The sequence below is a fragment of the Neptuniibacter sp. QD72_48 genome, assembly GCF_047778065.1.
Classification (GTDB): Bacteria; Pseudomonadota; Gammaproteobacteria; order Pseudomonadales; family Balneatricaceae; genus Neptuniibacter.
Map to the genome: position 1 here is coordinate 3,634,988 of NZ_CP180547.1, position 13,160 is coordinate 3,648,147.

The window sequence follows — 13,160 nt, forward strand, 5'->3', positions numbered from 1 at the left end:
CTTATACTTCGCTAAGAAAACGTTTCCTTAACCGCTCGACCTCCGCTAAGGCTTGTTCAAATTCAAACTCTTCTATCGCCATTTGAACTTTTGATAACTCTTCTTCTAGGCCTCCGGGACTAGCAGCCCTTAAGTCAGCAATATAGTTAAGTGATCGACTATCACCCTCTTGCAACAACTCATTTACAACATCTAACAACTCAATAAATGACAGACCACATTTATTAGTTATAGACGGTTGTGGAGAAGTTGCCTCTTTGCGGCCGGAACTTAAAAATTCAGAAATCGCGATAATTAACTGATCAGATCGCTGTTTACACTGGGTTAACAGCCCTTCTACTTCCGTTAGTTCAGATGCTCTTAAACTGCGCTCAAGCTGTTGAGACAAACGAAATAATTCAGTACTACCTAGATTCCCAACTAACCCGGCAAATGCATGTGCCTTATCTGCAGCTTTCTCCAAATCATTAAGGGAGATAAGCTCCGCTACTTCACTGAAAGTATCATTATGCTCATCGACAAATTGCAGTAATAACCTTTCATACAATTCCATATTACCATTCAACCTAGATAGTGCTTCCCCACTATGAAGTCCATCAATCACAGGATCCGGGCCTGATGCTGACAATTGAGGTTGATGTAAATAAGGAATTACCCAATGAGTTAACGTCTGTAGTAATACCTCTGGTTGTATTGGCTTAGTAATATGCGCATCCATCCCTGCAGCTTTGCTACGTTCAATATCCTCCTGCATTGCATTAGCGGTCATAGCAATAATAGGAATATCACGGTAAGCCACCAGTTCTCTGATTTTTTCAGTCGCTTCCAAACCATCCATCACGGGCATCTGAATATCCATTAAAATCAGATCAAATAGCACATCTTTTGCCTGATTAAATGCATCTAAACCATTTTCAGCAATGGTTACATCCAACCCTAACCCCACAAGCATTTCAGTCGCTATTTGTTGATTAATTAGGTTATCTTCCACCAGTAAAATTCGCGAATCCACAAGTCCTTTAAGAGCATCCTCTTGATTTGGAACCGGCTTATGATGGCGATGCTCTGAAGATACTTCCTGATGAAGCGCTTTATCAATTGCACTCAATAAAAGCGAAGGGCTAACAGGTTTAAGTAGAAAACCATCAAGATCTTCCGCGTTAGCCTGATGTAAAATTCCTTCTCGATGATGCGCTGTAACCATCACTACAGCAGGTAAAGGGGAATTGACTGTCATCTCTTTTATTTTCTGCGCACATGTAAAACCATCTAAACCAGGCATATGCCAATCGATTAACAACAGATCATAATCAGGCTCATCACTTTCACTAACCCTCTGTAACTCGGCTATCGCTTCTTCACCTGAACTTAGGGCATAACCATACATCCCAAAGTTACATATAAGTGAATTCAATACATCACGTGACGCCGAGCTATCATCCACGATCAATACTCTTACCCCTTGTAGCTTTTCGATGGAATGCGCGACCTTGGCTTCATCCTCTATCAACTCAAATTCGCTGGTAAAACTGAAACAAGAGCCCTTACCCTTCTCACTTTTAAGGGTCATTTCCCCACCCATCAGTTCTATCAACTGCTGACAGATAACCAATCCCAACCCAGATCCACCATATCTCCGAGTTGTTGAGGTATCAGCTTGACCAAACGCCTTAAAAATTCGTGTTTGTTCTTCCTCAGATAAGCCAATGCCGCTGTCTGTAACACTAAATCGAAGCACCACTTTATTGTCAGTACGACAAACCTCATTTACTTGTATAGAGATCTCTCCCTGTTCTGTAAATTTAATGGCATTACCGACCAAATTGGTCAGGACCTGACCTAAACGTAAAGGGTCACCTTTTAAATTTCGTGGGAGTTCCCAAGGATGGAATAGTAGAATCTCCAACCCTTTCTCTTCAGCTTTCAGGCGCAATAAATCACACAACTGCTCGAGGACATCATCTAAAGAGAAATCTATCTGCTCAACACTCATTCTGCCGGCTTCGATCTTAGACAGATCGAGAATGTCATTAATTACACGCAATAAATTATGACCGGCCATTTGGATTTTTTTTAAATAATCATATTGCTGCTCAGTTAATTCAGTCTGCAGAGCAAGGTGACTAAATCCCACCACGGCATTCATTGGGGTACGAATTTCGTGGCTCATATTCGCTAAGAATTCAGACTTAGATTGTGTTGCGGCTTCGGCTTCAGCTTTCGCCCTTTCTAGTAAATCCTGAGCTTTCTTCTGCCCACTAATATCCACTACCCAGAATAAAATCTGCCTTTCATCCTGAAAGAAAATACGGTCCCAAGTAAGTAAGGCCCAAAACACCGAATCATCCTTACGAACCAACTCAACCTCAGTCGTGCCAACTCGACCATGTTTGCGGTATTCCCGAGCAAAATATTCTCTATCCTCAGAGTGCAGCCAACTATCATTGGGGTTGTGTTCTAACCACGATTCAATGCTATAGCCGAACATATTCGCACATGTTTGGTTGGAGTATGTAAGACGTTTTTCTTTGGGGTTATAAACACTTACGGCAATAGGACTCGTTTCTAAAATATTACGGAGGTAGTTATGGCTTTTCTTCAGTGCTTCTTCACTAATTGTTAATTCCCTCGTCCTTTCCGTAACTTTTTCCTCCAGTTGCCCTTTATATTCCCGCTCACTCTGTAGCAATTGATTACGTTCACGAAGCAAATATTTCAGTTCCACTTCAGCCTTGTTAATCTCATGAAACTGCTCAGTCAGACTTTGTTGCATCCGGTTAATTGCGTCTGAAACAACATCAAATTCATCTGGCGAGTTTGGATCAGACCTTTTAGATAGTATTAGTGGTTTGTTTTCCCCTTTAAATTCCAAATGCGTTACATACTCAGTAACTTTTCCAAGGTGACGAGTCACTCGAAGCCACATCAAAAAGATAATAAAGCCTGCAACTATCGCTGTTTTTATACCATTACTGATAAGAATAACGCTGGCTCGGTTGATCAGTCTTTCATAGACATTATCGATACTAGCCGTCACGACCAACGAGCCGAGATAAATGGGATCAGCTTGGTTAACCCGCAAAAACTCTAAAGGGTAAACGTGCTCACGAGAACTATCAGAGATCTTATCTCCAAACTCCCAGACACCGCCCTGCTCATCACTAATGACTACATGCTCTATATCGGGGAGTTGCTGTAAACCTTCAAGATGAACATCTATCTGAGCGCTATCCATTGACCACAAGCCAAGGGATAAAGGAGGGACATGCGACCTTTCTATATCAACAAATTGCTGCTCAATGCGGCTGATATCTGCATGATAGTCGAACGCTAACTGCACGCTTGTCGTGATCAAAGTAAAACAGGAGCTAAATAAAATGACCTGTATCGCAAACTGTTTACCCAGACGTCCTGATATCGCTTGTTTAAGCCGCCTCATCCAGAGCCTCGCAATCAAAAGATCCTTGCATGAGTTTAGTTCAGCTACGGCATTTCGTTGCGACAAAGGGGGAATAGCGCACAAAAAGCACGCACGCCTGTCAGCCAGTATTGAGTTTTTAAAACTGCTACTTCTTGTTTCGAGCCAACATCAAGAAGGCTAGATACAAACGACTCTTACGATTTGGCTTCGCAACTGACCTGTTTTGATCAGTTACATCCGCAGAGCGTTCGGCCCTAAAATAATGACCACTTAAGCAAAAGACAGGCGGTTTTAACCCAAAATGCCATTCATCTAAAGCCGCTAATTGAGTAAAAATTGAAGAAGGAAAAGAGAGTGGAAGTTGTGTTGGCGCGGTCTCCGTTGCACTCACTGAATGAGATGCTAGCGCCAGAGCCATCCCTGCGACACAGCCGAATAGTGGTTTTGCAAACAACATAACGACAACCTCAGCAGAAGCGAGAGTTTTTATCGTCGGCGGTCCGGCCATCCCATAGGGACCCGTAACTTTGCGTCGCCCAATTGCTTGGGGTTTGCCTTTTCGAGAGATAATCCCGCGAAAAAACAGATCCTGTTCACCCTAAGCTGTCGGCGGTTTGTGCAAAAGCTAAAGATCCCTTTGACTTTTTATAATCCTAAACTTACCTGCGGTTTAAGTTTTTGTTTCAGATCCACTTTTGGATAACAGCTAAACAGACGCTCAATATCGATACCATCTTTCGACAGCGCAGCTTTCACAACATCGCTGCGATCTTGCGCTAACTGCTGCAGCTTTGGTGTCACTTCTGCCTGAAGTTGTTCCTCGGGTAGAGGCTTTTTGCGCTTAGCATTATCAGCCAAAATCTGTTGCCATATAGCTGGCTGGTCTTCAGCAACAGCAAGGCCACAGATATTCATCCGCATGCCCTTTCGTTCCTGCATCATCTGGGTCAATTTCGACAGATAAGCTGACGATTCAGAATTAAGCGTGGCACCCGCCACGTCGAAGTAGACCGGTTGCAGAGTAATGAACGAGCCTTTCTCTTGTGCATCCATCACCATCTTGCCGATAGAAATCAACGTTCCGAAAGGCTGTAGTGCTTTGGTTAGATAACCCATGGCTGCACTCTTCAAACCTTTACCCGCTAGCTTATTAATTACGGTCTGATAACCAAACTGAGGATCATCCAAAGAGCCATCAATTGGGATCTCTAAATCAATATTGTCATCGTTATCCTGCAGGATCATCAATGCCGTTCCTAGAGGCATCGATACCTTCTGATCAAACTCGCCACTACGCTCACTGTTTCGAGCTTCAACATCGAGTTTGTTCAAACGTATATCAGTATCACCCTTGAGTTTACGACCTTTAATAGTGCCTTTTGTGGTTAAGCTAAGCTGACCACTTTGTAAGTAATAACCAGTATATTCAAGCGAGTAAGGACTTACTTGCGGAAGTTCTAAGCCTTTAATTTTGGCATCCCAATGACCTCCAAAATTACCGCTGAATAGCTCAATAGCTCCCTTGGCATTAATGGTAGATAGCTTGTTTTTAGCCTTCAGATCAAACGCGGTTTCACCTTTGGAACCGGTATCTAGATTACTTAAAGCAAGGCTCTGAATAGTAAGATTCGTTTTAAAAGCAGGCTTAACTCCGCCATCAACAATCTGGATAGGATTACTGCCACTGACACGCAGTTTGTTCAGCTTAACTCTGATTGGCTTACTTGCTTGTTTCTCGGCTTCTTTCGCTGATGGGGCAGCCTTTTCCTCACCGCTAGATAGCTGAGCTAATAACCAATCCAGATCAGTCAGCTGGCGCTTAGATGACAACAGCACGCGCGTTTTGCTATCACTCAACTGCACAGAGTTAATACTCAGTTCGCTTTGCTGTTTAAACTTAATATCGTCGGCAGTGATTGCTCCCCACTGGGTAAACACTCCGCCATTACCTTGAACTTTGAGCTTCTCGGTTTCCAGCTTATCTAGACTGATATCGTTAACGTCTCGTAGCTGTGCCTGAGTTAAGCGCAAGTTGGCAAGACTAATCAGTTCCTGCTGCCCTTTAGATAGAGCAAAGTTTTGCAAAGCAACGGTAGGGATATTAGCCTGCCATTTTTTCATATCAGCAGTCTGCACAGCACCGCGCGCCAGTACACCATTGATATTGATAGTCTGTCCCGCTTGTTTAAGCGCAATGCCTTCCGCTTTTAAAACCAAATCCTTAAGGGTCAGTTTTTTCAGCCCTTCCATCTCGACTACAGAGACCAAATCGGCCCCCTGTAAATTGACCGTTTGCCCGCCTTGATCAAGCTGTAAGCCTGCCACTTTGATTTGGCCTGCAGTTTTTAGCTGTTTTAGTTCGCCCGCTAAAACGCCCAAATCAACATCACCTTTCCAAGCGAGTGAGTTTTGTTTTAGCACCATATTATCTTGGCGGAACTTCAAACCACGTAACTTAACGCTACCTTTTTGTTTTACCTGTAATAACTGATTAGTCAGGTTTGTGCGTACATTTAGATCGAGATCCATATCCAGATGACCACGAAGTTCAGGCATAAATACTGCGGTAACACTGTGGATAGGGAAGTTATTTAACTTAACGTTGATCTCAGAACTCTTCTCTTCAGGAAGAGGCTTGGACTGGGACTGCAATACAATCGGAGCACCATTTAAAGAGCCATCAAGGTCCAAAGCAACCGGCTGATCCTGATCCCACAGGTAGAAGTCGGCGATGCGTCCAGTTTTCAATTGCAGCTTATGCGTCTGGCCATCTAACTCAGCCTGCCAGTTGATCGCTTGAAGATTTAACTGCGCTAAACCAAAACTCCAATTTGAAGGGGGCTCTTCTGGCTTTTCCTCAACCGCAGGTTCTTCGGATTTAAATTGATTCAGATCGATTGGGCCTAGCCACAGCGCCTGCTCTTTCTGACGAATACCTACATTAATGCCAGAAAGGCTCAGATCGGTAATTAGAATACGTTCTTGCTGAAGCTGCTCATAATCCAGATCAACAGAAAGGCTATCTACTTGTAAAGGCGGCTTATCCGCAGCTTCCGCTTTAAGACCTTTAATATTGATACGGCCTTCAAACCACTCTACCTCTAAAGCTGATAACTGAGCTTTATCCGCACCATTGTTCAGTAACCACAGCACCACCTGATCTCGCACCAATAGAGGCAGGTTATGCAGTAACAGAGCAACTAAAACGATAATAACCAGAAGAAAACGCAACATAGTCCCTTTTCGCCAGAAGAGCTAATAACCTCTCTATCATAATCCAGTTTCATGAATAGAAAGCGAATCTTTACGCTAGAAACTCAAAAAACAGCATAAGATTCGTGAAAAATTGAAACCGACCGAAAAGTCCATACAATTTGTAATGATACCTTGACGCTATTACAGTCCCTAAGGACGATTTATTCTGGCTATTAAAAACGTCCCACTCTTGATAAAATCACCCACGTTTTTGAAGCCTTAGCGCTTCCGACAAGACAGTTCTATGCACATAAACTTTTGCGCGATTTAAATCGATTACACTAAACCTGGAACCAGAAGCTCTCAAGGGCTCATCAGCAGGTGAAGTCAAATGCTGTGACTTCAATGATCGATCGAAATCCGCATGCCTGACATTAGGGTGACTTCGATGGCAGATCATGACGAAAACTTCCGCGATTCTTCAGGTTTCTCCTGGATCATCATTAACTTGATCGCTATGGCGTGGATCACTATGCCTGCTAGCATCGCACTGAGCCGCGTTACTCTGTAATCGCCTCAGCCTGTTTGAGCTGTTTCGGTTGCTGTGTTAAACAGGAACTATGAAACAGCTCAAAATTGGACAAGTCGCAAAACAATCCGGCATTAGCGTAGAAACCGTTCGGTATTACGAACAGCGCGGCCTTATCCCAGAACCCGACCGTCTTCCTTCCGGTTATAGGGTCTACCCCGAAACAATCCTACAACGTCTGCACTTTATCCATCGCTGCAAAGACCTTGGCTTTTCACTGCAAGAGATTAGCGAGCTCCTGTCATTACAGACCGATCCAACCACCAGCTCTGCACTGGTAAAACAGCAGGTCGAACATAAGATCGCGTTAGTCAAAACCAAGATCAGCGAACTGCAAAAGATCGAGCACTCATTAGAGCAGCTCTCCAATAGTTGCTGCGGGGAAGGTACTGTCTCGGACTGTCCAATTATCGACTTTTTGAAGCACTAGAAATCGTCATCACAACGGAGACTTGCGAGTAAGGCAAAAAATCCCCAAGATTGGTCTTCAAGAAGATCTATACGACACAGATGACCCCAACACCATGAACAAACCTTGCTCCGAGAACAACTTCGCCGCAGAACAAGCAGAGCGACTATTAAGCAGCTTTGAACGCCTTACCGGAAAATCACTGATTCCATCAGACACCAGCAGTGATCAACGCGCGCAAGCACTATATAACGCAGCTCATCCAGTACTTTCCCACAATGCTAAGCAAGATCCCTTGCTTAACTACTCCAACGCCAAAGGCATGGAGCAGTTCGAAATCCAATGGGAAGAGCTAATCAAACTACCATCACGCTATACCGCTGAACCACAAACCCAAGAAGAACGTAACCGCTTGCTTAAAGCCGTAACCGATAATGGCTTTATTGATGATTACCAAGGCGTCCGTATCTCAGCCAAAGGTAACCGCTTTATGGTTGAAGACGCGATTGTCTGGAACGTGATCGACGAGGACGGCGTTTACTGGGGACAAGGTGCAGTTTTGTATAAATGCCGGGCTTTGGCGGAGTAACTATCTTAGCAGCTAGTCGATAGTGGTTAGACGCTGCGCTTGCTAGAACGGCTTCGCCTAACAGAAACAGTTTATGTAGGGTGTAATAACGGAGCGTATTACACCGCTTTTCTAAACCACTCAGCATCCATTGCCTATGAACTGTTGTGACAAACTAAACGACTTATATACAGTAAACTCAATTCACGAAATTTCGGAGCTAGACGGAAAACTAGCTATGGCATCTTCCGATATCGAAAATCACTCTGCAACCTTTAGATGTGGGAACTGTGGAAAGCTCTGGGTAGTGGAGAATTTAGGCAAGCGTAACGGTAAGCCTCTGAAGATTTATAAACATCGATAAGGCCTCCTTCAGGTTACATATAATTTAACCCTTCGTTTTATAAATCTATGACCTTCTGGAATGTAAAATCAGAGCATTCAGGCGGATCAGATAAGCGCCGCCGATATCCCATCTGATTACTAACCATACGAAATCCGGCCTTAGACTGTTGATCTAGGTTGGCATGAGTGTGTCCAAAGCAAGCCAACTCAATTTTGCCTTTAAACAGAGATTCAAGTTCAGACCAATAACTTCCAGCAACTTCATCTATGGCAAATTGCGGATGCTGAGACTCTCTTGATATTCCGTGATGAGTCAGTAGTACCGTTTTACCGTGAAAAGGTTCAGCTAATTTGCCAAGCAACCAAGCTTTATGTGCTTGATGAACAGCTAGCGCATCTTCTGGGGTAAAGAAGCGCTTTTCTGCATTGCTCGGCGATATGTGTATTTTTCGATAATCCTTAATACGAGATTTCACAACCGCAAAGTTACTCGAAGGAGCTCCGTAAGCAGAAAAATCACTCCATAAAGTGCAGCCTAAAAAACGATAGTTGTCCACGATTAACTCATCACAATTGAGCAGACTCACCGAAGTACCAGCAGCGACTGTTCGTAGCCTCTTATCAAGCTGATTTATGTCATGGCCGTAATACTCGTGATTTCCTGGCACATAGAGCCCCTTTATACCTAAGCGCTCACATTGCTCAATTGCCCAACATATCCCCTGCTCCCCGATACCTATATCACCTAAAAACAGGATCATATCTGCAATCGTATTTGGAATATGTAGTTCTTCGCCGTCAGTAATAATTTCTAGGTGTATATCTGAGAGGGGTAATAGCTTCATTAACTAGCCTGTATAAAAAGGGCGCTCTTGCCCTGTGACCAATAACGCTCAGCTTAATTCCATGTATCTCAGGCTAATGGTAGTCTTTGCCGCTCAAGAGAAATAAACAAGATATAACACCATGAATACCACCGATGCAGATACCCTAGGCTTTGATCTAGTTGGGCCTACGCCACAAACCACCAATACTGCACAAACAGAAAGCCCAGAACAGCGTATTGCGCGCACAGCAATTGAAGTCGCGTTGTTATTTAAAGGGCAGGAAGTACATCTTCGTGATATTGAATTAAATGAAGATGGTACTCTGAAAGGCGAGGTTTCTGGTTTTTCGAATGTCTGTGCGAGGGAGTTTGAAGGCGTACGTTTTGGTCAAAGTCTATCCTTCCGCTATCAACATATTCAGCACTCGACGCGAAAAGATCTTTAAACAAAAAAACCTGCCGTAGGCAGGTTTTTTCTAGCAAGCGCAGCGCCTAACAACTAGGCGCTAACAACCACATTAAAGCTTGATAGTTTCTACACCTTCAGGTGTGCCCATCAATACAACATCAGCGCCGCGGTTGGCGAACAAGCCGTTAGTTACAACACCCACGATGTTGTTTAGTTGAGTTTCTAGCTGTTTAGGGTTCATGATCTCCATATCGTGAACGTCTAAGATCACATTACCGTTATCGGTCGTGAAGCCTTCACGCCATTCTGGCATACCATCCAGTTTTACCAATTCACGCGCTACTTGAGAGCGAGCCATTGGGATCACTTCTACAGGTAGTGGAAATTCGCCAAGGATATCAACTTTTTTAGTGCTATCTACAATGCAGACAAACTCTTTTGCTACCGCAGCGACAATCTTTTCGCGCGTTAGGGCACCGCCACCACCTTTCACAAGGTTCAGACCAGAATCGAACTCATCAGCACCATCAACATACACTTCCATCTCAGCAACGGAGTTCATGTCGTACACTTCGATACCGTGGCCTTTTAAGCGCTCAGCCGTAGCTTCGGAGCTTGCTACCGCACCTTCGAACAAGTGCTTAATTTCAGCTAGGGCATCGATGAAGAAGTTGGCAGTAGAACCTGTGCCCACACCCACAATACTGTCTTCGTTTAGTTTAGGTTTGATGTACTCCACAGCAGCTTCAGCAACTGCTTTTTTCATCTCGTCCTGGGTCATGTTAGGCACCTGTTTTATGCATGACGGAAAACAACCGGGGTTTTCACTAAAATATGTAAGAATTACGCTAAATTATACGCAGCTTTAGTGACCTATTGTAGACGTAACAGGGCGTTTCCCTTTACCATTTCCCGCTTACTTTTATTCAGACGAAACATTAGGCGAAATATCATGCCAGATAGATATATCAAAAAAATCCTCGAGGCCCGCGTTTACGACGTGGCGATCGAAACTCCACTGGATGAAGCAAAAGGTCTTTCTGAGCGTCTGAATAACCGAATTATGCTGAAGCGTGAAGATGAACAGCCTGTGTTCTCCTTCAAGCTGCGCGGCGCTTATAACAAACTATCGCAGCTCACCGAGGAAGAACGCGCTTGTGGCGTTGTTGCAGCTTCCGCGGGTAACCACGCTCAAGGCTTAGCAATGTCCGCGAAACACTTAGGTGTTAAAGCGACCATCGTCATGCCAAAAACTACGCCGGACGTAAAAGTGAATAACGTCCGTCGCCTTGGTGGCAAAGTGGTACTTCACGGCGACGCTTACGACGATGCAGCAGCTCATGCTCAGAAGCTGGTTGAAGAAAAGGGCATGACTTACGTTCACCCCTTTGATGATCCCGATGTCATCGCGGGTCAAGGCACGGTTGCGATGGAGATCCTACGTCAGGAATCCGGTCCAATCGAAGCGATCTTTGTCCCTGTGGGCGGTGGCGGCCTCGTTGCTGGAATTGCAGCCTACGTTAAATACCTTCGCCCAGAAACTAAGGTGATCGGCGTAGAATCCGAAGATTCTGCATGCCTTAAAGCGGCGTTGGATGCAGGCGAACGTGTCACTTTGGATCAAGTGGGCATTTTTGCCGACGGTGTTGCTGTAGCAATCATCGGCGAAAACACTTTTGAAGTAGCGAAGAAATACGTTGATGATGTCATCACTGTATCGACAGATGAGATCTGCGCTGCGATTAAAGATATCTACGACGACACTCGCTCTATCTGCGAGCCTGCAGGTGCACTAGGTGTTGCCGGTATGAAGAAGTATGTAGCCCGTGAAGAGATCAGCGATAAGACGCTTATCGCAATCGATTCGGGCGCCAACGTAAACTTCGACCGTTTACGCCATATCGCCGAACGTTCCGAACTAGGTGAACAACGTGAAGCGATTATCGCCGCACGTATCCCTGAGAAACCGGGTAGCTTTAAGAAGTTCTGCTCAGCCCTAGGCAACCGCAATATCACTGAGTTTAACTACCGCTATAGCGATGATAACAATGCTATCGTCTTTGCTGGCATTCAGCTAAAAGCCGGTGGTGATGGCCGCGAAGAAGTGGTCAGCGAACTACGTGAAAAAGAATACGAAGTTGAAGACCTAAGCGAAAACGAGATCGCTAAGATCCACGTCCGTTATATGGTCGGTGGTCATGCGCCTGCAACGCTGAAAAACGAAGTGATCTACCGTTTTGAATTCCCAGAGCGTCCAGGCGCACTGATGAACTTCCTAAAGAAATTGGGTGGAAAGTGGAACATCTCAATGTTCCACTACCGTAACCACGGTGCAGCTTATGGCCGCGTATTGGTAGGCATGCAAGTACCTGAAGCTGAACGTGATCAAGTAGGCACTTTCTTGGAAGAGATCGGCTACAACTACTGGGAAGAAACTGATAACACAGCTTATAAGCTGTTTTTGGGTTAAACCAATAGATCAGGCTTGTATCTTGTATAAGCCTGATCTCCTCTCCATACTAAAACGCAATTTTTCAGACCAAGGATGATCTTATGCGTATGAGTTTACGTCTCGCCCCTTTATTGTCTATTAGCTTCTTTCTACCCTCGATCGCTATTGCTGCGCAATGCACTTCGAATGTATATGCAGTAAAAGAGTTGGTCTTAATGCCTGGTATAGATTTCAAAAAAGCCAAAGAAATCACACAGATTCCTGATTTATTTCCCGAAGAAGCTAAAAAACTATTTTTGGCCGCACAAGAATTACCGATTAATGCGCCAGATAATACTATCAAGCAGACTTTACCTAAACCTACGTCCTATACCGATTTAAGAGGCTTAATGTCTACGTATAAATGGCAATACGAAGATAAAGGGCGTTCTTTCTCGCTTCAAGTAAAGAAATATCAAGGATGCCTATCGGACATAATGCTCTATACGATTTTCAAAAACCCTGAGGGTAAATTAGTCAGCAGAACAGTAATACAAGAAATGATAGAGCCTACTGGTTGGTCTGGATTCAAAAAGCCTAAACCAGAAGAGTGCCAAATTAAATCGGCAAAGCACCAACGGTTTAATTACTCAATGAATGGTGTTTCTCCAAAGAATATCGATTTATCAACACTCCCCAAAAATGTTCAAGACATTTTTAAAGAGCATGCAAGCGGTGATTACAAACCAGCAAATTTAAACGCTCAATACGGGCCAGCACAGCAAACCGGTAATCAATTAGTGTGGATCTCTCCAGATTCTGAAAGCCCTAAAGTCTCTGTAGAAGTTGAAACTGTAAAAAATTGCGATGTAAGCATGGCGATTCGCTGGACAGATACTGAAAACAACAAACATCTGCTGCTCAAAGAAAACGTATTTTCTGCTAAATCTAAAGGAAAGAGCTAACA

Annotated in this window: 11 protein-coding genes and 1 riboswitch; of the genes, 6 read left to right on the forward strand and 5 right to left on the reverse strand. The window is 44.2% G+C overall.

Annotation, left to right across the window (positions count from 1 at the left end; all coding sequences use genetic code 11):
* Nucleotide 1: 1 nt before the first annotated feature.
* From ACMXYX_RS16780 to ACMXYX_RS16790, 3 genes are all read right to left on the reverse strand, one after another.
* Nucleotides 2–3,439 (reverse strand): response regulator, encoded by a 3,438-nt coding sequence (locus tag ACMXYX_RS16780; protein WP_415906298.1) that lies wholly within the window; start codon nucleotides 3,437–3,439, stop codon nucleotides 2–4.
* Nucleotides 3,440–3,566: 127 nt separating this feature from the next.
* Nucleotides 3,567–3,878, reverse strand: a complete 312-nt coding sequence (locus ACMXYX_RS16785) for a hypothetical protein (protein WP_415906299.1) — start codon at nucleotides 3,876–3,878, stop codon at nucleotides 3,567–3,569.
* 34 nt (nucleotides 3,879–3,912) lie between these two features.
* Nucleotides 3,913–3,987, reverse strand: a riboswitch (cyclic di-GMP riboswitch).
* A 79-nt stretch (nucleotides 3,988–4,066) separates the two neighbouring features.
* Entirely contained in the window at nucleotides 4,067–6,655 is a 2,589-nt protein-coding gene (locus ACMXYX_RS16790) for a DUF748 domain-containing protein (protein ID WP_415906300.1), read from the reverse strand.
* Between the two features lie 409 nt (nucleotides 6,656–7,064).
* On the opposite strand from ACMXYX_RS16790, the gene ACMXYX_RS16795 reads away from it, so the two are divergent.
* From ACMXYX_RS16795 to ACMXYX_RS16805, 3 genes are read left to right on the forward strand one after another with little or no spacing between them, the layout of a single operon-like run.
* The gene (locus ACMXYX_RS16795; RefSeq protein ID WP_415882807.1) at nucleotides 7,065–7,187 is read left to right on the forward strand and encodes a hypothetical protein; all 123 of its coding nucleotides are present in this window, start codon (nucleotides 7,065–7,067) and stop codon (nucleotides 7,185–7,187) included.
* 49 nt (nucleotides 7,188–7,236) lie between these two features.
* Entirely contained in the window at nucleotides 7,237–7,635 is a 399-nt protein-coding gene (locus ACMXYX_RS16800) for a heavy metal-responsive transcriptional regulator (protein WP_415882808.1), read from the forward strand.
* A 22-nt stretch (nucleotides 7,636–7,657) separates the two neighbouring features.
* Nucleotides 7,658–8,203 (forward strand): MEKHLA domain-containing protein, encoded by a 546-nt coding sequence (locus ACMXYX_RS16805; protein WP_415897150.1) that lies wholly within the window; start codon nucleotides 7,658–7,660, stop codon nucleotides 8,201–8,203.
* A 380-nt stretch (nucleotides 8,204–8,583) separates the two neighbouring features.
* Here the strand turns inward: ACMXYX_RS16805 and ACMXYX_RS16810 are convergent, their stop codons facing one another.
* The gene (locus tag ACMXYX_RS16810; protein WP_415897151.1) at nucleotides 8,584–9,372 is read right to left on the reverse strand and encodes a metallophosphoesterase; all 789 of its coding nucleotides are present in this window, start codon (nucleotides 9,370–9,372) and stop codon (nucleotides 8,584–8,586) included.
* A gap of 121 nt (nucleotides 9,373–9,493) precedes the next feature.
* Here ACMXYX_RS16810 and ACMXYX_RS16815 point away from each other — a divergent pair, with 121 nt between their 5' ends.
* Nucleotides 9,494–9,799, forward strand: a complete 306-nt coding sequence (locus tag ACMXYX_RS16815; protein WP_415897152.1) for a hypothetical protein — start codon at nucleotides 9,494–9,496, stop codon at nucleotides 9,797–9,799.
* A 72-nt stretch (nucleotides 9,800–9,871) separates the two neighbouring features.
* Here the strand turns inward: ACMXYX_RS16815 and rpiA are convergent, their stop codons facing one another.
* Nucleotides 9,872–10,543: a ribose-5-phosphate isomerase RpiA gene (gene rpiA, locus ACMXYX_RS16820; RefSeq protein WP_415897153.1), complete on the reverse strand. Its 672-nt coding sequence runs from the start codon at nucleotides 10,541–10,543 to the stop codon at nucleotides 9,872–9,874.
* Between the two features lie 171 nt (nucleotides 10,544–10,714).
* Here rpiA and ilvA point away from each other — a divergent pair, with 171 nt between their 5' ends.
* Complete coding sequence (gene ilvA, locus ACMXYX_RS16825) at nucleotides 10,715–12,232, forward strand: threonine ammonia-lyase, biosynthetic (RefSeq protein ID WP_415897154.1); 1,518 nt, start codon at nucleotides 10,715–10,717, stop codon at nucleotides 12,230–12,232.
* An 83-nt stretch (nucleotides 12,233–12,315) separates the two neighbouring features.
* Complete coding sequence (locus ACMXYX_RS16830) at nucleotides 12,316–13,158, forward strand: hypothetical protein (protein ID WP_415897155.1); 843 nt, start codon at nucleotides 12,316–12,318, stop codon at nucleotides 13,156–13,158.
* Nucleotides 13,159–13,160 lie beyond the last annotated feature (2 nt).

What these genes read in the sequence shown, in the direction of transcription:
- ACMXYX_RS16780 (WP_415906298.1), bottom strand. Translation starts at nt 3,439, where the DNA reads ATGAGGCGGCTTAAACAAGCGATATCAGGACGTCTGGGTAAACAGTTT.
- ACMXYX_RS16785 (WP_415906299.1), bottom strand. Translation starts at nt 3,878, where the DNA reads ATGTTGTTTGCAAAACCACTATTCGGCTGTGTCGCAGGGATGGCTCTG.
- ACMXYX_RS16790 (WP_415906300.1), bottom strand. Translation starts at nt 6,655, where the DNA reads ATGTTGCGTTTTCTTCTGGTTATTATCGTTTTAGTTGCTCTGTTACTG.
- ACMXYX_RS16795 (WP_415882807.1), top strand. Translation starts at nt 7,065, where the DNA reads ATGGCAGATCATGACGAAAACTTCCGCGATTCTTCAGGTTTCTCCTGG.
- ACMXYX_RS16800 (WP_415882808.1), top strand. Translation starts at nt 7,237, where the DNA reads ATGAAACAGCTCAAAATTGGACAAGTCGCAAAACAATCCGGCATTAGC.
- ACMXYX_RS16810 (WP_415897151.1), bottom strand. Translation starts at nt 9,372, where the DNA reads ATGAAGCTATTACCCCTCTCAGATATACACCTAGAAATTATTACTGAC.
- ACMXYX_RS16815 (WP_415897152.1), top strand. Translation starts at nt 9,494, where the DNA reads ATGAATACCACCGATGCAGATACCCTAGGCTTTGATCTAGTTGGGCCT.
- rpiA (WP_415897153.1), bottom strand. Translation starts at nt 10,543, where the DNA reads ATGACCCAGGACGAGATGAAAAAAGCAGTTGCTGAAGCTGCTGTGGAG.
- ilvA (WP_415897154.1), top strand. Translation starts at nt 10,715, where the DNA reads ATGCCAGATAGATATATCAAAAAAATCCTCGAGGCCCGCGTTTACGAC.
- ACMXYX_RS16830 (WP_415897155.1), top strand. Translation starts at nt 12,316, where the DNA reads ATGCGTATGAGTTTACGTCTCGCCCCTTTATTGTCTATTAGCTTCTTT.